16 protein-coding genes and 1 tRNA gene are annotated in these 22267 nt (G+C 40.1%); 9 read left to right on the forward strand and 8 right to left on the reverse strand.

Going from position 1 to position 22267, the window contains the following annotated elements:
* Positions 1-134 precede the first annotated feature (134 nt).
* Together FZF08_RS11490 and FZF08_RS11495 are read left to right on the forward strand one after the other, a co-directional pair.
* Complete coding sequence (locus tag FZF08_RS11490) at positions 135-395, forward strand: type II toxin-antitoxin system HicA family toxin (RefSeq protein WP_159468820.1); 261 nt, start codon at positions 135-137, stop codon at positions 393-395.
* Entirely contained in the window at positions 389-787 is a 399-nt protein-coding gene (locus tag FZF08_RS11495) for a type II toxin-antitoxin system HicB family antitoxin (protein WP_159468822.1), read from the forward strand. Before FZF08_RS11490 ends, FZF08_RS11495 begins: the two co-directional genes overlap by 7 nt.
* 137 nt (positions 788-924) lie before the next feature.
* Here the strand turns inward: FZF08_RS11495 and FZF08_RS11500 are convergent, their stop codons facing one another.
* The gene (locus FZF08_RS11500; RefSeq protein ID WP_159468824.1) at positions 925-1308 is read right to left on the reverse strand and encodes a helix-turn-helix domain-containing protein; all 384 of its coding nucleotides are present in this window, start codon (positions 1306-1308) and stop codon (positions 925-927) included.
* 131 nt (positions 1309-1439) lie between these two features.
* On the opposite strand from FZF08_RS11500, the gene FZF08_RS11505 reads away from it, so the two are divergent.
* Together FZF08_RS11505 and FZF08_RS11510 are read left to right on the forward strand one after the other, a co-directional pair.
* Complete coding sequence (locus FZF08_RS11505; protein WP_159468826.1) at positions 1440-2321, forward strand: SDR family oxidoreductase; 882 nt, start codon at positions 1440-1442, stop codon at positions 2319-2321.
* 96 nt (positions 2322-2417) lie between these two features.
* Positions 2418-4844 (forward strand): hypothetical protein, encoded by a 2427-nt coding sequence (locus tag FZF08_RS11510; protein WP_310590590.1) that lies wholly within the window; start codon positions 2418-2420, stop codon positions 4842-4844.
* 119 nt (positions 4845-4963) lie between these two features.
* On the opposite strand, the gene FZF08_RS11515 is transcribed toward FZF08_RS11510, so the two are convergent.
* From FZF08_RS11515 to FZF08_RS11540, 6 genes are all read right to left on the reverse strand, one after another.
* Positions 4964-5680 carry a M48 family metallopeptidase gene (locus FZF08_RS11515; RefSeq protein ID WP_159468828.1) on the reverse strand — a complete coding sequence of 239 codons (717 nt, stop codon included), beginning with the start codon at positions 5678-5680 and terminating at the stop codon, positions 4964-4966.
* A complete protein-coding gene (locus tag FZF08_RS11520; protein WP_159468830.1) occupies positions 5680-8907 on the reverse strand; it encodes a type I restriction endonuclease subunit R in 3228 nt (1075 codons plus the stop codon). The genes FZF08_RS11515 and FZF08_RS11520 overlap by 1 nt, the downstream gene beginning before the upstream one ends.
* Positions 8908-9272: 365 nt before the next feature.
* Positions 9273-10565, reverse strand: coding sequence for a restriction endonuclease subunit S (locus tag FZF08_RS11525; RefSeq protein ID WP_159468832.1), 1293 nt, complete (start codon positions 10563-10565; stop codon positions 9273-9275).
* A gap of 202 nt (positions 10566-10767) precedes the next feature.
* Positions 10768-12519, reverse strand: coding sequence for an RNA-binding domain-containing protein (locus FZF08_RS11530; RefSeq protein WP_159468834.1), 1752 nt, complete (start codon positions 12517-12519; stop codon positions 10768-10770).
* 68 nt (positions 12520-12587) lie between these two features.
* A complete protein-coding gene (locus FZF08_RS11535) occupies positions 12588-14171 on the reverse strand; it encodes a type I restriction-modification system subunit M (protein WP_159468836.1) in 1584 nt (527 codons plus the stop codon).
* A 40-nt stretch (positions 14172-14211) separates the two neighbouring features.
* Positions 14212-14781: a restriction endonuclease subunit S gene (locus FZF08_RS11540; protein ID WP_159468838.1), complete on the reverse strand. Its 570-nt coding sequence runs from the start codon at positions 14779-14781 to the stop codon at positions 14212-14214.
* A gap of 267 nt (positions 14782-15048) precedes the next feature.
* Here FZF08_RS11540 and FZF08_RS11545 point away from each other — a divergent pair, with 267 nt between their 5' ends.
* The 5 genes from FZF08_RS11545 to FZF08_RS11565 are packed head-to-tail and all read left to right on the forward strand — an operon-like array spanning position 15049 to position 21629.
* Entirely contained in the window at positions 15049-16473 is a 1425-nt protein-coding gene (locus tag FZF08_RS11545) for a DUF3375 domain-containing protein (protein WP_159468840.1), read from the forward strand.
* 2 nt (positions 16474-16475) lie between these two features.
* Complete coding sequence (locus FZF08_RS11550) at positions 16476-17045, forward strand: DUF4194 domain-containing protein (protein ID WP_159468842.1); 570 nt, start codon at positions 16476-16478, stop codon at positions 17043-17045.
* Positions 17046-17055: 10 nt separating this feature from the next.
* Positions 17056-18471 carry an ATP-binding protein gene (locus FZF08_RS11555; protein WP_159468844.1) on the forward strand — a complete coding sequence of 472 codons (1416 nt, stop codon included), beginning with the start codon at positions 17056-17058 and terminating at the stop codon, positions 18469-18471.
* Positions 18472-18504: 33 nt separating this feature from the next.
* Complete coding sequence (locus FZF08_RS11560) at positions 18505-20454, forward strand: ATP-binding protein (protein ID WP_159468846.1); 1950 nt, start codon at positions 18505-18507, stop codon at positions 20452-20454.
* Positions 20451-21629: a Wadjet anti-phage system protein JetD domain-containing protein gene (locus FZF08_RS11565; protein WP_159468848.1), complete on the forward strand. Its 1179-nt coding sequence runs from the start codon at positions 20451-20453 to the stop codon at positions 21627-21629. Before FZF08_RS11560 ends, FZF08_RS11565 begins: the two co-directional genes overlap by 4 nt.
* Positions 21630-22065: 436 nt before the next feature.
* Here the strand turns inward: FZF08_RS11565 and FZF08_RS11570 are convergent.
* Positions 22066-22139 (reverse strand) — tRNA-Pro (locus FZF08_RS11570).
* Positions 22140-22267 lie beyond the last annotated feature (128 nt).

Consider the following 22267-nt stretch of genomic DNA (forward strand, 5'->3'; position numbering starts at 1 on the left):
GCGAAAATATCCAAATACGATACTTTGATTTCGTTCGATGGCTTATGTACTTGACAGATTGAAAGATATACAAGTAGATACAATATTTATTTCTATATTTGTAACTAAATATTAGTTACAAATATAACACGCACTTGAGCAAGATAAATAAATTGGTGATTCGCTTTTTAAGCAAACCAAAAGACTTGACATGGGACGAATTAGTATTAGTCCTGAATTTTTATGGTTATACTGAAATTGCTGCCGGAAAAACTGCTGGGTCCAGAAGAAAATTCAGTGATGAGAATAAATTTATCATCACGTTACATAAGCCGCATCCTAAAATGATAGTAAAGACTTATGTAATTGATCAGTTAATAATTATTTTAAAAGAAAACAGGAAATCTAAATGGTAAATTCCTTAACATATAATGGCTATACAGCCTCGATCAATTACAGTTCAGAGGATGAAGTATTTTTCGGTAAAATTATTGGAATCAATGATCTTATACTTTTTGAAGGAACTTCTGTGGATGAACTTAAAAATGCTTTAAAAGAAGCAATTGATGATTATCTGGAAACTTGTAAACAATTAAATAAGTCTCCGGATAAAACTTATAAAGGGGTTTTTAACGTACGTGTTCCATCTGCATTGCATAAAAAAGCGGCAATTTTAGCAGCACAATATGATGTAACATTAAATGATTTTGTAAAGTCTGTCCTGGAATATGCAGTAACGCATGATGACTTGGGAGCAGCCTTGTTGAACAAAAATGCGGACGAAAATACCTTTGCTATGGGTGCATAAATATTTATTCTTCTCTGAATTATCCCAAGGTATCTGTCCCCAATTCCAAGATCTGTGTCTCCCTCTTTCCAAGGTCTGTGTCCCCACAGACCTTTCACATTACCTGAAATTTAATTATTGAAAATCAATAAATCTCCTCAAACCAACTCTTTCCGATTCGAATATTCCTCCCGCGATGCCTTGATCGCAGGCATGTTTTCCAAAGCCCAATTCACAAGCAGTGACATGGCCGGGAGCAAACTTTCTCCAAGCGGCGTTAGTGTATATTCGACTCGCGGAGGAACCTGAGGATAAATTTTCCGTGAAACAAGTCCGTCGGCTTGCAATGTTTTCAGTGTCACAGCCAACATTTTTTGAGAAATGGTGCCAATAACTGCATTTAGCTCATTGAACCGCAACGTGCCACTTTCTCCCAAAATTGAAATAACCAGAATAGACCACTTGTCACCGACACGATCCAGTACATTTCGTACGGGACAATCGTCTATTATTTCGTATTTTTTTAAATTATCTTTTATCATAATCGATTGATTTTCAGCAAAAGTTACTTCAAGGTAAGTAATTGATTTTTACGTACGTTCTTGTGGGTAGTTAAGTTACTATTTACCTTTAACTATACAAAAGTAACTATTGGTTTAAAATATAAAAAGATATGAGTAAGATTTTGATAACCGGTGCCACAGGGCATCTTGGTGGAGCAGTGACAAATTTCCTTTTGGAAAAAACAGAAGCTTCAAACATTACCATTCTGCTTCGTGATACGGCAAAAGCAGAAGCGTTTAAAACAAAAGGTGTTACAATTCATGTGGGCGATTATGAAAACCGCGAAGCCCTTTTGAAAGCATTTGATGGTGTCGACAAACTGTACCTGGTTTCCGGATTGGACCATAATCGTGGTGAGCAACATGAAAACGTAATCAATGCAGCAAAGGAAGCGGGCGTAAAACATATTCTGTACACAAGCTTTCAGCGTAAAACGGAATCCGCGGATTCGCCGATCAGATTTATTTCAGAAAGCCATTTATATACCGAAAAAGTGTTGAAAGCGTCCGGCGTTGGTTATACGATTTTACAACACGGTTTGTATTCAGATATCATTCCCATGTTTGCGGGTGAGCATCTTCTTCAAAACAAAACCATTTATTTACCAGCAGGTGAGGGGAAAACGGCTTTTGCTGCAAGAGAAGATTTCGCAGAGGCGGGCGCATTGATTTTATTGGATGAAACTGGGAAATTCGATAATCAGTCCATTGAACTGGCCGGTTCCGAAGCAGTTAATTTTACTGAAATTGCTGTGATCATTTCAAAAATTACAGGCGAAACAATTACTTATGTAAATCCACCTGTTTCTGAGTTTATCGAAACGCTGACAAACGCTGGTGCTACTGCGGAAGTTGCCGGACTTGTTGCCGGTTTCAGTCAGGCGATTGGTTTGGGTGAATTTGAAGGAACAAATGGTGCATTGGAAAACATATTAGGCAGAAAACCGGCGACAGTTGAAGAATATCTGACAGGCGTTTACGGGAAAGCATAGGGTTTAGGGATTTTCAAAAACAGGGTTGCTTTTTGGGCAGCCCTGTTTTGTTTTATAAAAGGATGGAGATTCCTTAACTGGCCTTAATGAACGAATTTGAAGTATATAGAAGAAAGTAATTTTGCCACGGAAGTATTTCTTTTTATGCGTTTAAAAATTCAGTCTTACGGTTTTCTGCCAGCTTTTAAAATGTCGGCAAGTTGTATTTTGTTGATTCTTTCCGGTTTCTGTCATTCCTTATATGCGCAGACTATAAATCTGAAAAATACGATATTGCTGGTTTCACCCAATATTTCATCCCCAATGAAGGAAACGGCAGCGGCGGTACTTTCGGAGGAAATAGCAAAAAGAACAGGTTTTGGTTTGAAGAATTCGGCCGTCTGGCCGAAAGCCGGAGTGCCGACTATTGCACTCGTTCTGGCAACAGATTCTGAATTATTTGGAAAAATAGCTCCGGCAAAAAGAACTGCCGACAATCCTGAATTTAAAAAAGAAGGATATCGTATTGTGACAGAAACTTCTGAAAAAGGAAATATTATCTGGATCATCGGAGCGGATTCACGTGGAATTCTTTTCGGCTCCGGCTGGTTGCTCCGGAATTTGAGAATGGATAAAAATATACTTCAACTGGATGAAAAAGCTGATTTTGCATCTTCTCCGGATTATCCGATCCGCGGCCATCAGTTGGGATACCGGACTACCGCCAATACATACGACGCCTGGACAACCGGACAATTCGATCAGTACATCCGCGAACTGGCGATTTTTGGAACTAATGCCATTGAAGGAATTCCTTTCCAGGAAGGTGAAGCGCCGAGTCCACATTTTAAAATTTCTTCTGCTGAAATGCGGATCAAAATGAGTGAAATGTGTCAGAAATATGACATGGATTACTGGGTTTGGACGCCGGCCACTTTCAATCTGAAGGATGAAACCAAGCGAAAAGCAGAGATTGAAATGCATGAGGAGTTTTACAAAAAAGCACCTCGCCTTGATCATATATTTTTCCCCGGCGGTGATCCTGGGGAGAATGAGCCATCGGACGTGATGCCGTTTTTGAAAGAGCTGCAAAGCCGGTTGGTGAAATATCATCCCAGCGCCAAAATGTGGATTTCGTTACAGGGATTCAGCGTGGAACAGATCGATTATTTTTACAAATATCTTGAAACGGAAAAACCGACCTGGCTTCAGGGCGTGGTATCCGGACCGGGTAGTCCACCAATGGCTGAAACCCGTTACCGGCTTCCGAAACAATATCAGCACCGCGAGTATCCCGACATAACCCATGCCATTCGCTGTGAATTTCCTGTTGAAAAGTATGACCAGGCTTTTGCTTTGACGCTCGGAAGGGAATCCGTGAATCCGCGGCCTTATGCTTTTGCCAAAATCCATGAAAAATACGCGCCCTTCACCGATGGTTTTGTGTCTTATTCCGATGGAAGCCATGATGATGTGAACAAGGTTTTGTGGAGCATGCGTGCCTGGGATGTGAAAAAGGATGTGCACCAGATATTGAAAGAATATGCAAGTTTTTTCTTTGGTAAAAATATTGATAACGCCGTTGCCAGTGGCATTGAGGCGCTGGAACAAAACTGGAAAAGTGCTCTGGCTGAAAACGGAGGCGTTGAAATGACCTACCAGTTCTGGAAAAACCTGGAAAGCACCAATCCCAAATTGAAAGATAACTGGCGCTGGCAAATGCTTTTGCTGAGAGGATATTACGACGAATATACCCGGCTGCGACTGATCAATGAGCAGGAACTGGAAAAACAGGCAAACGAAATCCTGGCCAAAGCAGATAACAAGACCATCGCAAAATCCATGGATCAGGCGCTGTCGATTGTCAACAAAGCCGATACCGAGCCGATTGCCAGAGATATCCGCAAACACATTGAAGACCTGAGCGACGCCTTGTACATTTCCATCGGTTTGCAAACGAGCTCGGCCAAACACAAACCACGAAATCCGGAACGCGGTGCGGTGATGGATTTTGTAGATTATCCGCTGAACAACCGCTGGTGGCTAGCCGACGAATTTGAGAAGATCAAAAAGATAAAAGAGCCTGCTGAACAGTTGGCAATGTTGAAACGTATAGCGACCTGGGAAAATCCCGGAGAAGGAAGTTACTACGATGATATTTCCAGTGTGAGCAAGGGGCCGCGTGTAAAAACGATTTCCGATGACGCAACGGATGTGGCCTGGTGGGACAGTGGAAAAAGCAGAAAACGGCTTTCTTTCCAGCTTTTCCAAAGAGAACCGGCGCTCGATTATATAAATCTGGATCCGGGCGCGCGGTACATCATCCGCGTGGCGGGATATGGCGAGGCGCTTTTACGTGTGGATGGACAAAGACTTTCTCCAAAAATTTACAACAAGGAGCAGGATTCGTTCAAAGAATGGATCGTCCCGTTATCCCTCACGCAAGACGGCAAAATCTCGGTCACCTTCGACGGCCCGGAAGAATCCGATCTGAACTGGCGGAAGAATTCGAAGATTTCGGATGTTTGGTTGTTGAGGGAGTAGGATATTTGAGTTTTGGAATTATTGAGGGCTGCAAGGGTACGAATGTTAATACAAGTATAGAGCGAAAAATTGTAAAGAGAGAAGTTGACGTTATTTACTACGTCCGTTAGTGGAGCTCGCTAAGCCAACAGCTTTTCCAGTTTAGTTTTCCATTTTTCCCAATCCGGCATCTCTTTAGTTTGAAGATCAATAAACTTCTGAGTATGGTCGTGGTGAACTAAATGACAGAGTTCATGTATAATGACATACTCTATGCAACCTTTTGGTGCTTTAATCAATTCCGGATTGAGGATGATCTTCCCTTTTGGTGTACAGCTTCCCCATCGTGTGGGCATCTCCCGGATTACAAGCTGATAATTAGCATCTGTCAAATTGTATTTTGAAACAAATTGTTCAAATAACGGCTTTGCCAATTGATGAAACCTTTCTTTTGCTTTTGCCAAATACCAATTCTTAACCATGATCTCGACCTTAGATTTGTCAGAAACATATACTTCGATAAACTGACGGTTGATTTTTAGATAGTCTTGTACAGTCTTTGATTCATCATGTATGATTTTTAACCGGTATTGCCGTCCGAGATATAGATGCGTTTCCCCGCTTACGAATTTTCTGGTTGGAGTTTTTGGATGAAACGACAAAAAGAAGCTTAGTTGTTTTAAAATCCAGGGGCCTTTTTTTTGCAGTTTTTCTTTTATCTTTTCAATAGGCGTTTCAATAGGCGCTTTTACTAATACCTCTAACGCAGGTGTAACTGTAATGCCAAGTGATTTTCTGTTATTGAATTCTAAATGAAATTCTATTTTTTTTGACCCAAAGTCGATGTAATCCTTCATTATCGATAGCGTAATTTAGCAACCTCTATGCATTTGGATACGAGGTCATCCATTTCAGCAAATGTCATGTTGATGTGGTATTTATCCCGAACCTCGTCAATCAGGTAATCGCCGATATCGATCAGCAATTTGCCCGTTATGCTGGTTTTATACTGCCAGTCCACCACTGGTTTTCCGAAATCCAGAACTGCGGCCCTTATCAGGTCATCAATTTGTGAAGCAGAATGTGTTGCAATTTCCTTTTTTAAATTATTATCAGTTATTTTTTCGTGTAGCGATTCTACTGCCAGACCATAAAATGCTCTTGCTACATCTTTACCTTTTAGCGATTCAGGTATATCGCTATCATTACGGGTCAATACCTGATCCATAATTTCCTGTACCTTCTTAAGATACTGCACTTCGCTGATACGTTTGGCTTCATAGTCGGCAATCGTTTCCCGTAACATTTCCGAGAATTTTTTATAAAAAGCAGGGTCTTCCTCCATCTTTTCTGAGATGTGTTTAGAGGTCCTGCTGGCGATTTTATCGGCCTTGGCTGCCTTGCCTGTTGTGCTTTCCACTTCTTGCTGGAATTTCTCTTTGTCAAAAATATTGACCAGTTCCGTGATCGTTTCTACATTTTCGGTGGTGATGTGTGTATCAATCAATTTCTGAATCTGTCCTTCATATTGTTTGTAATCAATGGCATCGCTATACCGTTCTATGACGGCAACACGAAGTTTCAAAAACATGGACAGATCTTCTTTATAACGGTTTATGGTCTTTTCATCGGCTTCCTGGTAAAATGAGATTGACGAAAATGCCAGCTTCATGCCTTTTGCAAATGCAGCCAGTTTATCATAAAATATTGCCCGGATTGCTACATCTTTTAATAATAATTGATATGCCTCTGCATCTCTTTTATTGGCAATGGTTTTAAAAATATCCCAAAGCTCCGAATGCTTTTGAGGTAATTTTTTGACTTCATCATTGATATTGACCAAAGCACCTTCCAGATCTTGCGAATCGAAATCTTCGAAGGTCGAATACATTTCCAGCGCATCGTCCAGATTAGCGATCACACCATAATAATCGATGATATAGCCAAATTCTTTATCCGCATAAATCCGGTTTACTCTCGCAATCGCCTGTAACAATTTATGTCCCTGAAGATTCCTTGTCAGGTATAAAACAGTATTTTTGGGTTCATCAAATCCTGTTAGCAGCTTGTCTACGACAATGATTATTTCGGGATCTTTCTGATTTTTGAAACGATTGATGATGTTTTTTTCGTAGGTTTTTGAATTACCATGTTCATCCATCATTTTCTTCCAGAATCGCTTTTCCTTATCCGAAGCGTTTTCATATACGCTGGCTTCTCCCTCACGTTCGTCCAATGAAGAAATCAAAACTTCACTGCTGACAATACCAATTTCGTCTAGAAACTCTTTATAGCGAATCGCATTGATTTTTTTATCACAAACCAGCTGCGCTTTAAATGGAGTACCCTGCCAGTTGTCCCGAAAATGTAAACTGATATCCCAGGCAAGCGCATAAATTTTTTGTTCAGCACTATTCAGCTGATCAGCCCGGCTGAATTTTCTTTTAAAATCGGCTCTCTGATATTCTGTTAGCGGTTCTGAAACCATTCCGAAAAACCGGTCTAAGGGAGCTGCGTTCACAGTTTGTCTTGCCAAACGCCCTTCATAAAGCAGAGGTACTACGGCTTTATCTTTCACTGCCTGGTCAACCGTATAGGCATCAATAATTCCTCCGAATTTAACTGCCGTACTTTTGTCTTTTTTGAAAAGCGGAGTTCCCGTCATCGCTATGAAACAGGCGTTTGGCAATGCTTTTTGCATTTCAATGTTAAATGTGCCATGCTGGGTTCGGTGGCCTTCATCCACCAAAACGAAAATGTCATGGCTTTCCAATGGTTTGCTTATTTTCTTCATCGCCGCCACAAATTTGTTGATGATCGTGGTAACAACAGAATCACTTTTACTTTCCAGCAGCTCCACTAATCTCTGTCCCGTTCCTGCATTTTCAACAAATTTGCCACACTTCCGGAATGTCCCGGTGATCTGATTGTCAAGATCTGTCCGGTCTGTTACCAATATAATTTTTGGATTTCTGATCGTCTTCTCCATCGCAATCGCCTGGGCTAGCATCACCATCGTCAATGATTTTCCGCTTCCCTGCGTATGCCAGATTACGCCACCCTTCCTTTTCCCATTTTCTATATTAAGGATTCTTTTTATGGATTTCTTGATCGCGAAGAATTGCTGATAACGTGCGATTTTTTTATCTCCGTTGTCAAACAAAATGAAGTTGAAAACGATATCCAGCAATCTTTCCGGGTGGCATAAGCCATACAGGTATTCGTCCTGTACAGTGGGCAGGACTTCTTCTTTTTCCAGATCATCAAAATACTGATGAATGTATTTGAACCGGCCGGAGAAAAGTTTTTCCTGCTCAGAAATTGATAATGGCTGGTTTTTTAGTTTCAGAAATTCGGCTCTGTATTTGATTTCTTCCTCGTCATTTATAAATTTTTCGAGCCATTTTGCCCAAAATTTTTCAGGTGTTGCGTTCGTTGCATAGGCCGCATCCTGTGTTGCTACACTCATTGTAATTTGCGAGTAAACATATAAAGAGCGAATGCCGTCTTCCTGCTGGCTGCGCAAATGCTGGCTGATTGCCTGTGCTAACTGTTCTTTTTTATCTGGTCTTTTGCATTCAATAATGCACAATGGGATACCGTTGACAAACAAAACCAGATCAGGAATGTAATGTTCCTTGCTGGTACTGCGCACAACGCTGTATTCGTCGGCTACATGAAACACATTGTTTTGTATGTTTTTCCAGTCGATGTATTGTAGGGTAATACTTTTTTTATCCCCGTCGAAACTTTGTTCAAAAGCCTTTCCAAGTGTGATGAGATTGTAAACCGTTTCACAAGCGGCAATGTAGCCATCCTGCATCGGTAATTCCTTTAATGCCCGAATTCCATTTTCAATGTTGGCGTCGCTGATGTAAGTGAATTTGGTCGAACTGATCCTCTTTTCGGCATTAATCTCCTTTAACTGCTTCCGTAAAATGTCTTCCAGCAAAACGGCACTGGTTTTTCCACCACGAAGTTGTTTGACCTCATCAGGACTTAGGTAAGTATATCCGAGCTTTTGCAATAATTGCAAAGCAGGTATCAGGCTGATGTGGTCTTCTATAAAACTGGGGGTTTCCATTTTACGTTGGCTTTTAAGACAGAGATTGGCTGATTTTTACTTTATATGTATAGAAAAGCGCCATTTTCTATACATGTTTTTTTGATATGTATAGGTTTGGGTGGTTTTCTATACATATCTTTATGGTTTTGATTATGTCTTGACATATTCAAAATAAAGAGCTACTTTTGCACTGTTCTTTACCTTTGGTGGGGAATCTACAAAGGTCTCAAACGCTGAACCCGTAATCAGCGTTTTTTTTATGCCAATTTTGTAAATCATTAGTTCCCACCATACCTTTGCATTGCTCATCTTGCCAATCGGAAAATTGAGTTTCGGGGCTCGATACATCAGGAAATGTGTCGAGCCCTGCGGTTTTAATTCACTTATATTTTCAACCGTTTCTTCCCCGTCAACAACAACTGCATCAATCCCTTTTTCTGCTCACGTAATTTATCTGTTTTGGTTTTCAAAAGGTGTATTTCTTTATCGGCTGCTTGCAGGATTTGGACGATGGTGGTTTGTTCCTCAAATGATGGAACTGGAATTTCAAGTTTTATAAATTCGGACTGCCCCAAAGTTTTATTTCTCCCTGCACCGCCGGGAGAAGCAAGCCCAAGCAAATGCTTTCCACGTAGAGATTTAAAAAAATATAGCAAATAATCTAAATCTAAAATCTCTGGTTTAGGTTTAAACATTGGAAAGCGATGAGAAGCAATCATTCCTACCTCATTTTTGCTTGTTTTAGCAATTGCATGCTCCCACGCAAACACAATATTTACAATCAAACAATCTGGTTCCATCCAAAAAACACTCTTTTCTCCTAAGCTTTTTCCACTAACTTTTTCTTTATAAAATATTCCTTTCGTGTGAGAACGAATGCCAATTTGTTGATATAGTTCATCTTCTTTGGGAGTAAATGATTTCCGAATTGGTGTCACAATACTTTTTAGAGACATTAGTTTCCAATCAACAGGTAATAAACCTAAATCTGTTTTATGGTTGCGCTCATTTTTGATAAATCTGTTAAATCTCTTTTCTCCGCTTAATAATTTCTGCATCAGCCATTTTTTACGAAGTTCTTTTTGGGTAATAAGTTTATTGTTTTGGTTAATGGTGCTGTCCATTAAACCTAATATTTTAGAAATTGCGTTTTGTTCAGATAAAGGGGGTATTGGTATCTGGAGCGAGCCATATTCCTCCGCATTTATTCCAGGTTGTCCACTCCTCATTGACACTGTTTTAACCCAATCCCAATATATTTTGGTTGAAGTAAAATTTTTAAGATGTTGACTCATTAAAAGATTTTTATCGGGTCGAAACCGAATCAAAAACCCAGCAAAAACTAGCTTTCCATCTTTTTCGTCATATAAGTAAGTTTTGCCAACAGTAGCTCCGGTTCTTGCAAATAGTATATCTCCTTCATTTAGAAGATATTTGTCGGACGATTCATTGTTTACGGATGCCCTTTTGATGGCAGAGTAGAATCCATCTTCGTCAATATCAGTTATTCTAATATATGTTGGAAGTTCTTTGGAATAGCTCACTGCTGCGGCATTTATACCATATTCACCCTTTATTAAACAACAATCACGAAGTTTTCGAATCTTCCATTCTTTTGGAATAGTAGTTCTATAAAAAACCTCTAAATTATTTTTTTCTAAATCTTCACTCATCATTAATATTTTTAAAATCCGGCAAGCGTTTTCACAAGCGGCACTCTTTGTAAATAAATTTTAGTTGTAATCCACCAGCATCAGCAAAATAATCTACAAACTATACCGCTTGCGCAAATTGCGTCATTTTACGTCAGTGCAAGCGGTGCCGCAAGCGGTTTTGATATTAAACTATTGATAATCAGATAAATAGCGCTTGCTCAAACTACTTTTTTCTCTTGTAATACGTAATTCCTTTGTCGTTTTTGGATATTTCAATCTCCTCTTCCTCTTTGAGTTGCTTAAACATGCGGGACACTTTGTAAATGTCATCGTCAGTGAGATTCAGAATTTCACGCGCAGTCTTATTATCCATTTCTTCAAATTCATCGAGATATTTAAGAATGATTTGCTTTTGCCTGAAGATATCCTGCTGCTTCTGTTTCAGATATTGTTTCTCATCAGCAATCCCCACAATTTTTGACTTATGAATAATGTACTTTACGTCCGAGGTCTTTCCCGTGGTTTCGATAAATTCCAAGTCTCTTAATTCATTTAATATCTTACGCAACTGGTAAGTATTGATAAAAGGGGATTGTTCAAGTTGTTGAAAAGTTAACTTCTGTCCGGTATAGATACTGTTGAGTACCAACAACTTTTCAAGATCTATATCCTTTTTCGTGGTTTGTTTATAAAGTAAACTTAGTTCTGCAAGTTTTTCGGAATAGACATCAGCCTCAATCCGTAATACAATGGAATTATCAGTTTGCTGTGGCCTTGGTAGATTTTTCCCTTTGGATAATAATGCTGTGAAAATTTTATCAAATCCGCTCCCTGCTTTTTCAGCATAGGTTATTTCCCTTAAAACATCCATGATCCCCGGATTGCGCGGATTGGTTTTTCTCAAGAAATTAGTCTCATTAATTCCTTGTGGAAAATGTCCCGGGCTTTCAAACTCCAGATAATTGGGGTATTTACGAATTTCAATGATTTGCTGCCGGCTATAATCCCTGTGGGCAAGGGCATTGATGAGCAATTCCCGAAGTACAACTTCTGGATAATCTTCTATATACTCTCTAAACAAGCCAAAATGAAACTCCTTCAATTTTATTTCTGATTTCAACTGAGCAAAGCAAGCATCTGCCATTTCAATCAGATTTCCACTGTATTCATAAGGCGTGTAAGTGCCATCTTCATAATACCGGATATATTTTATTTGATTGTAAGGAAATTCTTTTAACGCCTTTTGATTACCAATGAATAAAATACCTGTTGTAGTCGGCAACTGCTTTCCACTTTCTTCTTTTACAAGACCAAGGGTTTCTGAAAATTCATTTGTAGTGTTTTTCAGATAAGGGCTTTGAGGCTTCTCCCGTTGAATGCGGACAAAAAGATCTCTGGTGTAGTTTAAATCCTGCCAACCCGGAACAGGATTGCCTTGCTTGTCATTCTCAACACTGTTAAAAGGCAAGTCCCAGGTTTTTTGATCATACACAATTAATCCCTTCTCAGCCTGAATGGTAGCTATTTCGTAAGACTCAATTGCCCGGTTTCCGTCGTTGCTGCGAATGAGATATTCCCCTTTTGAGGTTCTGTGGAGTTGTGTGGAAAACGGAATTTCTAATAATAAAATATCAGTCTGATCAACTTTCAGTCGGTGCGGCTTGATTGTAATTGATGGGGCCGTTCGGTCTTGTATTTGTCTGATGAGCTCAAAAACTTTCGCATCTTGGTATTCAAATTCCTGATTCAGTTCTTTTGTATCATCGACAATTCCAATAAAAATAAATCCGCCTTTTTTGTTTGCGAATGCAACCACATCCTTGGCTAATTCTTCATACTTAGGAGCAAAATTCTTAATTGACTTACCAAAAGTAACTTTATCCTCCAATTGCTCCTTGAAATCAAGGGTATCACATTCACCTTTTGCAAGGAGATTGTAAAACCATTGAATACTATGACGGGTTAGCTTTTCCATTTTAATTTTATTTTACTTGTTTATCGGCAGTTGTTCGGAATTTCCAAACAACTGCCGATCAATACACACTAGCTCATTAGCTCCTTCAAATACCCCTCAATTTCCCCCTGCACATTTTTCAGCTCCACTTCCAGTTTTTCAATTTCAACCTGCACCGCAACAATGTCCACTTCTTCTTCCTCTTCAAAGGTGTCTACATATCTCGGGATGTTGAGATTGAATTCATTTTCAAGTATTTCTTCAAACGTGGCCACGTAGCTGAATTTGTCTTCGATCACACCCGTTTGCAATTTTCCTTCTTTGAACTGATGGTAGGTATCCACAATATGGTCAATGTCGGCGGCACGGAGGCGGTTTTGGTTTTTTGCGGATTCATAATGTTTATTGGCATCGATAAACAATACCGGCTCTTTTCCTTTTTCCTTTCTGCCTCGGTTGAAAATCAGGATCGCAGCCGGAATTCCGGTACCGAAAAACAAATTGGCAGGCAAACCAATGACGGCTTCCAAAATATTTTCTTCAATCGTCCGCTGCCTGATTTTACCTTCGCTGCTTCCACGGAACAAAACGCCATGCGGCACAACCACCCCCACAATACCACGCCCTTCATAAGCAGTCTCGATCATGTGGCTGATGAATGCCCAGTCGCCCTTGCTTTTGGGTGGAATTCCGCGCCAGAATCGATTGTACGTATCTGATTCCGGATCAAAACTGTCAGCTGATTTATTTTCCTCTTTCTCTTCCTTGTCTTCCGTCTTTCCCCACTTGTCAAGCGAAAAGGGCGGATTTGCTACCACCGTATCAAATTTCATCAAGGCATCACCTTCTTTCAGTTTAGGATTACGAATCGTATCCCCCCAGCGAATGGTAGCATTGTCGAAACCATGCAAAAACATGTTCATCACAGCCAGTGCCCAGGTACTTCCATTGGCTTCCTGCCCGTAAAGTGAAAAATTGTCCGAACCAACTTCCTCACCTGCTTTAATCAATAAAGAAGCAGAACCACAAGTTGGATCGCAAATTCTTGACCCGGGTTTTGATCTGGTCAGTTTGGCAATCAAGGTAGAGACTTCTTTCGGTGTAAAAAACTCTCCTGCTTTTTTGCCCGCATCACTCGCAAAGTTTTCGATCAGGTACATATAAGCGCCGCCAATGATGTCGGTACCTTCCAGATGCGACGGACGTAAATCCAGATTATCCTTATTGAAGTCGAGCAGCAGGTTTTTTAACCTTGTATTTTTATCTTTCACATCGCCAAGCACCGGACTATTGAAATTGATGTTCTGGAAAATACCTGCTCCATCAGGGCTGAATAGCTTTTCCCTGTTGGCTTCTTCCAGATCTTCCAATGCAATGTCAATCAATTCTCCAATGTTGATCTCATTGCGATGGTCATACAAATATTTAAAATGGCTGTTGGCGGGAACTACAAACCGGTCATGTTTCATAGCACGATCGGCACGCTCTTTATCATTATTATACTTTAAAAGATAAGCCTCATACTTATCATCATGCACGTCGCTGAGATATTTAATGAAAAGCATCGTAAGCACATAATCCTTATAAATACTTGGATCAATGCTGCCGCGGAAGGTATCACAGGCTTTCCAAACAGCGTCGTTGATGTCTTTTTGGGTTATTTTTTTAGTCATTATATTTTGTTTGAAGCACGTAGCGGTATGCTGTTTTAAATTATTTATTTAGTGCGTCCAGTATAGTAGTTTGAACTTGTTTTTCCTTTAAATTCTCAATTTCGCTCTTAATCTTTCTTTCCCTGTTACGAAGTTCGGCAATTTTTAAAATTGCTTTTTGTATTGCCAGACTTGGAACAGAAATTTCCAGCTCCCCAAGAACTGATTTTGAGATTGAAACAATCGAGGTTCCTATCGCCTGATCTTTTAAAAGTTTTAAAGACGGCGGATTATTAATAAACCAGACTAAAAATTCCGGAAGAATCTTGTCCCGTATGGAGTTAGTCAGGCGGATTACAAAGAACGATGTCGATGCTACTGCCAATCCATTCTCGGAATTATATAAAGCTGCGAAATTTTTTGTGCCTTTCGCTGCAAATAATATGTCGCCATTTCTTAGTAAGTGTTTAGGGTTAATGTCTGTCATTTCCAGATCATTATGCAACGGGTATTTGATAAAGCCGTTTTCGTCAAAGTTTTTAGCCTGAAGATACACACCTTCTCCGACAGAAACTGGTTTTGCAAAAAAGCCAGTTTGAATACTTGCAATATTTCGAAGTGTTGTGTTCAATTTTAATTCTAAGTAATATTTCTACAAATTTATTGAAACAGATTCAATATGCAAGATTCGACTAAAATATTTTTTTGAGTAGATGGATTACAAAATATCTTTATTCGCTATTTTTATACGAATTTGAGATGTGAAAGAATAAAATGATCGAAACAGTAATCTTCGTGAAAGAAAGTTAAATTGTCCAGATTTAATGACGAGAGATCGCTTCATTTTGTAGAATAAGACATAAAGCCGGACAAATTAAAAAACGAAACAGGTGTAACCATGAACTACGAAAAAGCCTTGTCCTTTTTTCGGAATGACAAAACCCTGCAATTGCTGAGGGCTGAGCATTTCCCGCTACTGGTGGGGTTTTTCCATCTGGCATTTAAACAACAGGATAAGATTTCGTATCTGCAAAGTGAATTGCAAGGTCTTTTGGGAGACTATATGTATAGTCTGGAAAGGCAAGGGATCAACGATTATAAAAAGGGTGCACTCGATTATCTTCAAAAATGGGCAGAACAGGGATACCTGCGCAGGTACTACGAAACAGCAGATGAACCGGTATATGAACTATCACCAGCCACTGAAAATGCACTGAAATGGCTGGAGGACCTTAACAAGCAGCAGTTTGTAGGTACGCATAGCCGCCTGATACAATTTTTTCATTTACTTCAGCAAATTGTCAATACAACATCCGGCCCCAATGAACGTATACAACAGCTGCAACAAGAACGCAATAGAATTGACAAAGAAATTGAAAAGATAGGGCAAGGTGACTTTGTCAAACCATCCTCTACACAGGTCAAAGAAAATTACTTTCTTGCAGAGGAAACGGCAAGACGTCTGCTCTCGGATTTTAGGCAGGTAGAAGAAAATTTCAGGGAACTTGATACGCAGACCAGGCAAACGATCATAAAAACAAACCTAGCCAAAGCTGATTTACTGGACATCGTATTCCAACAGCAGGATCATCTTTGGAATACGGATCAGGGAAAGAGTTTTCGGGCTTTCTGGGAATTCTTAATGAGTGAGCAAATGCAGCAGGAACTCGAAACTTTGCTGGAGAAGATCAATAACATTCCTGCGATCATGGAGATAAAAAAGGAACAGACAGTGGATCGGATAAAAACAAATCTTGTGGACGCCGGCGATAAAGTCAACCGGAGTAATGACGGTTTGATAGAACAGCTCAGGAAATTTGTTGAACAAAAGAACCTCTCCGAAAGCAGACATATCCTGCATAGCATAGAACAAATAGAAAGCTTGCTCCTCGAACATAGGCAAGTAATTGACCTTCAGGCAAACTGGATGAATATTGATGGCCTTTTTAAGCCTTCTATCACCATGGACCGGCCACTTTTTACCTCACCGGTAAAAGTAGCTTTCGAAAATACCAGTATTGAGGATGGACTGGCAGAAGCAGATACCGATGCTTTGTTTGATCAGTTTTACGTAGACATGGAAGAACTGAGAAGTAATGTCAAATCCTTATTAAGGAACAAGTCCCAGATTGCACTGTCTGAATTGTTGGATCATTACAGGCCGACCAAAGGTGTTGCTGAAGTGCTGGGATACATGCAGATAGCAGCCAATGAAGGCAAACATTACGTAAACCGTGATCAAATGGAATATCTGGTGATCGAAAACACAGAAAGTGGAAAGATTTACAGGATGCAGAGCCCCGTCATTATTTTTAACCGGTAAGTATGGATCGTGAATACTCAATAAGCCTGATTGCATTGTTGAAAGGCATCGTATATGATTATCAGAAAGAAACATGGGAGAATCTTTTGCGGTATGAGCCCGACGTGAAAAAATATTTCCAGCCGATAGGTCTTGAACTTTTTTTGGACAAAAGCGAAGGTTACGCATTTATGCGGCAGAAAGAGTGGGGCGAGGACGAATTTCCTCTGCCCAGGCTGACAGAAAAAAGACAGCTTAATTTTCAGACTTCGTTGCTATGTATAGTCCTTCGGAAATTCCTGCTGGAGCATGACGCGCAAGGTGGGGCTGTACGATCGATTATCAATGAGCAAGAGATTATCAGCCGAACAAAGGTTTTTCTTCCGAATACAAATGATGAAGCCAGGCAGCAGGAAAAAATCATCACAACCATAAATCGGGTAGTGGAAATAGGTTTTTTACGGAAGCTCGAAGATCAGGAAAAGAATTATGAAATACACCGCATTATCAAGGGGTTTGTCAACGCGGATGTAATTGACGAGACATTGAAAAGGCTCCGGAACTATGCCGAAGAAAAGCAGGTGACAGACTAAAATATATCGTATGGACGAATTGCTGCATTATTCACCCGAAGAACTTAATCTGGCGGGTTTCCGTCTACAATACCTTGAAGTGCTCAACTGGGGGACATTCAACAAAGTGCGTTGGCAAATACAACCCAACGGGCATAATGCCCTGCTCACCGGGGATATTGGTTCGGGTAAATCTACGTTGGTGGATGCGTTGACATGTCTTTTGGTACCCCATAATAAAATCGTATTTAACAAAGCAGCCGGCGCAGAAGGCAAGGAACGTAATCTGTTAAGTTATGTAAGGGGGGAATATAAAAAGGAGAAGGAAGAAATAACCAAAGTTGCCAAGAAGGTATATCTGCGGCCCGATGATAACACCTATACAGTAGTAATTGGTAATTTTCATAACCAGGGTTATCAGGAAAATATCTGTCTTGCCCAGTTCTTTTGGATAGGAAAAGAGGGCAAAGTGGATAAGCTACTGGCCATTGCAACGATACCGTTGACTATAAAAGATCACTTTGGGAATTTTACGGATATTAATGACCTGAGAAAAAAGCTTCGTAACATCGCTGGGGTGCAGTTATTTAACGATAACTTTTCTCAATACAGTGAACATTTTCGCAGGCTGTTTGGAATGAACAGCGACAAGGCCATCGATTTGTTCTATCAAACGGTATCCATGAAGTCGGTAAGTAGCCTTACCGACTTTGTCCGGGAGCAGATGCTTGAAAGAACGGATGTAAAAGAACAGATCGTTTCCCTTTTGAAACGGTTTGACGATCTGAATAAGTCGCATGCTGCCGTAGTGCACGCCAGGGAACAGCACCAGATATTAAAACCGTTAACAGAGGCCTGTATTGATTACGGGAATGTAACCCGCGAAATAGAAAACATAGAAGCCATGCTTGAGGTCATGCCGGCCTGGTTTGCAGAAAAGAAGTGGGTACTTCTGGAAGAAGCGATCGAAGATTCCGAAAGAGAATTGGAAAGGGTAACACAGCAGCAAAAGCATATAGCACAGGAACTTTATGACTTGGAAAACCGGAGACAGACGCTAACACAGGATATTGCCAATAACGGTGGCAGGAGAATAGAACAAATCGCTTCGGAGATCAAACGTCACGAGCAGGACAAAGACGGCAAAAGCAAAGAGTTTGAAGAGTACGAACGGTTTGCTTTACAAACCGGGCTAAAAAGCGTGCAAAATGAAACCGATTTTCAGTCGAATATCAAAAAGGCGAATGAAATTAATGAAATGTGTATACATCTCGAAGCCCAGCTGCGCGAGCAGAGGGACAATCTGGTAAGTGACCTGCGTAAGCAGGAAACTGAGTGCATTTTGGAGCAACGGGAATTACAATCATTGAAGGAAAGAAAGACACAGATTCCCGCCTGGCTTATCAGCTTCCGTACGCAATTGTGTGTTGACCTGCGTATTGAATAAGACGAATTGCCTTTTGTTGGGGAGCTGCTAAAAGTGGGTGAAAACGAAATGGCCTGGGAAGGTGCGATTGAGAAGCTGTTACGTGATGCAGGCATCAGTTTATTGGTTCCCCAAAGCCATTATAAGAGCGTCAGCAATTATGTAAACAACAATCCATTGAAGGGTGCTGATGGACGTGGTATCAAACTAACCTACCTGGAAGCAGATCTGCAAAACAACACCCGTGTGATTAAAGAATTGGATCAGGATAGCATCGCATATAAAGTAGAAATCAAACCAGATACTGATTTTTACGACTGGTTGGTGGCGTACATCCAACGGAGTTTTGGGGATTATATCTGTACCGACGTCAAAGGCTTACAGCACGTGCCGTTTGGTATCACCCAGCAAGGATTGACCAAAAGCGGACGAATACGCCATATTAAGGATGACCGTAAGCGTATCGATGACAGACGCAACTATGTCCTGGGCTGGAGCAACGCGGAAAAAATCAAAACCTTGGATTCCTCTGTGAATAAACTGGAAGAAAAAATACAAGAACTTAAATTTCAGCAAGGGGCCATAGAAACTAAGGAAAAAAAGAATCAGGAGCAAAAGCAACTGTTAGGTTTTGTACTTTACGTCAAGGATTTTTTCCGTATCGACTGGCGCTACCATGTAAAGAAAATATACGACCTGGAACAGGAACGAAATGAATTGCTCAACAATAACGATATACTGGCCCAGCTTCAACGCTACAAAAGCGAAGTCGACCTACAGATTGTCTATACTAAGGAAAAAGCAGTCATTGAGAAAATCGGCGGATTAAAAAACACAATTCAAAACCAACAGGAACAAAAAAGGAATGCCGGCCAGCAAAAGGAACAATTGGCAGCACATCTCAGAGATAAATGGTATCCACTGATTGAAGGGAAACTTGCTGAAAAGAACATTACTCTAAAGAATGTGGAAAACAGGCAAGAGGAATTCCGGAAACAGTTTCAAGGTGAAAATGGAGAGCTAAAAAGGCTCAGGGGCAGACAAATGGGCTTCCATTCGTCGATCGAAAGGAAAATGAGGGAGATCAAGGAACATTCAAGGGCCGAATACAATGAGATTGCTGAAAGTATAGATGCCCGCTCGGAGTATATCAAGAAATTTGAACAACTCGTCTCCGAGGATCTGAAACGGCACGAAGAACGGTTCAAGGATGAGCTGAATAAGAATGTCATCAACAGTATAGCCGTGTTCGATAGCCAGCTTCAAAAACATGAAACAGATATCAAGCAGAAAATACGCACCATTAACCGACATCTTTCAGAGATTGTATATAATGCCGCCCAGGATACTTATATAACAATACTGATGGATTCGACTACCAATAAAGAAGTACGTTTTTTTAGGGAAGAATTAAAAAAATGCTACATACATTCATTTAGTAGTAACAATGAACTGTACACAGAAGAAAAATATGAACAAGTGAAACGCATCCTGGACCGTTTTGCCAGTATGGACAATATAGACCGCGACTGGACGGCAACAGTAACAGACGTACGGGAATGGTTTGAATTTAATGCCAGTGAACGTTACAGATCCGATCATAGTGAAAAGGAATTCTATGAAGGCTCGGGAGGAAAGAGTGGTGGCCAGAAGGAAAAGTTAGCATATACTATTCTTGCCAGTGCATTGGCTTATCAATTTGGATTACAGTTCGGGGAAAGTAAGAGCCGGAGTTTTCGTTTTGTTGTTATCGATGAGGCATTTGGAAGGGGCAGCGATGAAAGTACCAGATATGGACTTGAATTGTTTAAGAAGTTGAACTTGCAGCTACTTATTGTGACGCCTTTGCAGAAGATCCATGTCATAGAAGGACATGTGAATTCTTTTCATTTTGTTAGCAACCGGGAAGGAAACAACTCACAAGTGAGCAACTTCACGAAAGAAGAATATGAAACCGAAAGGAACAGACATAATGGTGTTTTTCAAAATGAGGAAAAATCATGATCGGTCCTGAGGAAATAAGGAACCAGGCTTTAAAATGGTGGAAGCCTCTGCTGCAAAGTGAAATAACAGGGGAACCATTCTTTCCCCGAATCATCGACCGTGTAGGTAAAGTGAAATCGGGCCATGTAACGGAACGGTTTGAACAATTACAACAGGAGATTGAAATGCTTTATCGATATTCCAAAAGTCAGACCGGATCCGGATATCTGGTGAAAACTGCCGGACGAAACTTCAGGCGTACTGGCAGCCATGAATTACCAGATGCTGTTATATTTGAGACAGTGGATGATTACGTATCATTTACCAATCGAAAGAAGGAATGGAAAGCATTCTTGTCGAATTATTCCATAATTGTTACAGCAATTCCTTCGCTAAAGCCTTGGGCCTTGCAGAATTGCCTATGGTTAACAGATAGAGGGATTAATTGGAATGATGTTCTCAAGGTATGCCAGTACTTTATTCAAACGCCAAGACCAGATCTTTATCTTCGGCAGCTGCCTATTGAGATTCACACAAAATTTATTGAGGAAAACACTGCGCTTGTTCAATCATTGCTGGATTTTTTGCTTCCTGACCATATTCGATCGGCTACCCAAAAGCGTTTTGCCGAACGATTTTTTCTACGTTATGATGAACCTTTGATCAGAATACGTTTCTTAGACAAAAAACAGAAACCTGACCACGGGTATTCTGATATCAGTATTCCGTTTTCAGATTTTGAAAAGTTTGAATTACCTGCAATCAATGTAATGATTACCGAGAATAAAATGAATTTTTTGACATTGCCACCGGTCAAATCAACGATGGCAATCTGGAGCGGAGGCGGCTTCAATATAAGCAGCCTGAAAAATGTGACCTGGTTTCAGCATAAGAATATCTATTATTGGGGTGATATAGACGAGCATGGCTTCCAAATCCTGCAGCAACTCAGAAGCTATTACTCCCACACTAAAAGTGTCATGATGGACAGAGAAACCTTCGGGCTTTTTTATGCGTATGCTGTTGATGGGGTACGTGTTAAATCTGAAAATTTGAATTTGTTGACTGAGGAGGAAAATATTTTTTTTCAGTTCTTAAAATCTTTGGATTCAAAAAATAGGTTGGAACAAGAAAAAATACCGCAAATATATGTAGATAATGTTTTAAGAAACTGCATTGATGAAATCTTCTATTGAGACGAGATGCTTATATTTTAAATAAAAGGCAGAGTTATGGTTTGTCTCTTCCTAATTTTGCTTTCAGAAAGTTGCGAAGTGAAAAATGACGGCTTGGGGTTTTGATACCGTTAAATATTTTGAAGCTGTTTCTGCGATAGAATGTTTAGGATCGAAGCTATTAAACTGTACTGCTCGGGTTATAACTGCTCATAAGTTGTAACGTAAGCTTATTGCAAGCAAGGCTGTATCCTCAAAACTGGTACAAATTCTTTCGCAACCAAATAAAAACTGGTGCAAGACAAACACACTTCATTTTTCAAATAGTTCAGGTTAAAATTAACCCCATAATCATTCAGCAAAATCTAAAAAAATACCAATAAAAATGTTCGACTGATGTTCGAGCAAACAAAAACAGGCTTTCAAGTTGTTACACTTAAAAGCCTGATAATCAAAGTCGGGATGACAGGATTTGAACCTGCGACCTCTTGCACCCCATGCAAGCACGCTACCGAGCTGCGCCACATCCCGTGATATTCCAAGGCTGCAAAAATAATTAAAAAAAACGCAGAGTGAAAAGAGTTAAACACAGAGTTTCAAAGAGTTTTTATTTTTAAAATAATCTCTGTGAAACTCCGTGTAAACCTCTCCCTAACTCT

Origin of the sequence: Dyadobacter sp. 3J3 (assembly GCF_009801115.1) — a bacterium.
In the GTDB taxonomy this organism is placed as follows: domain Bacteria; phylum Bacteroidota; class Bacteroidia; order Cytophagales; family Spirosomataceae; genus Dyadobacter.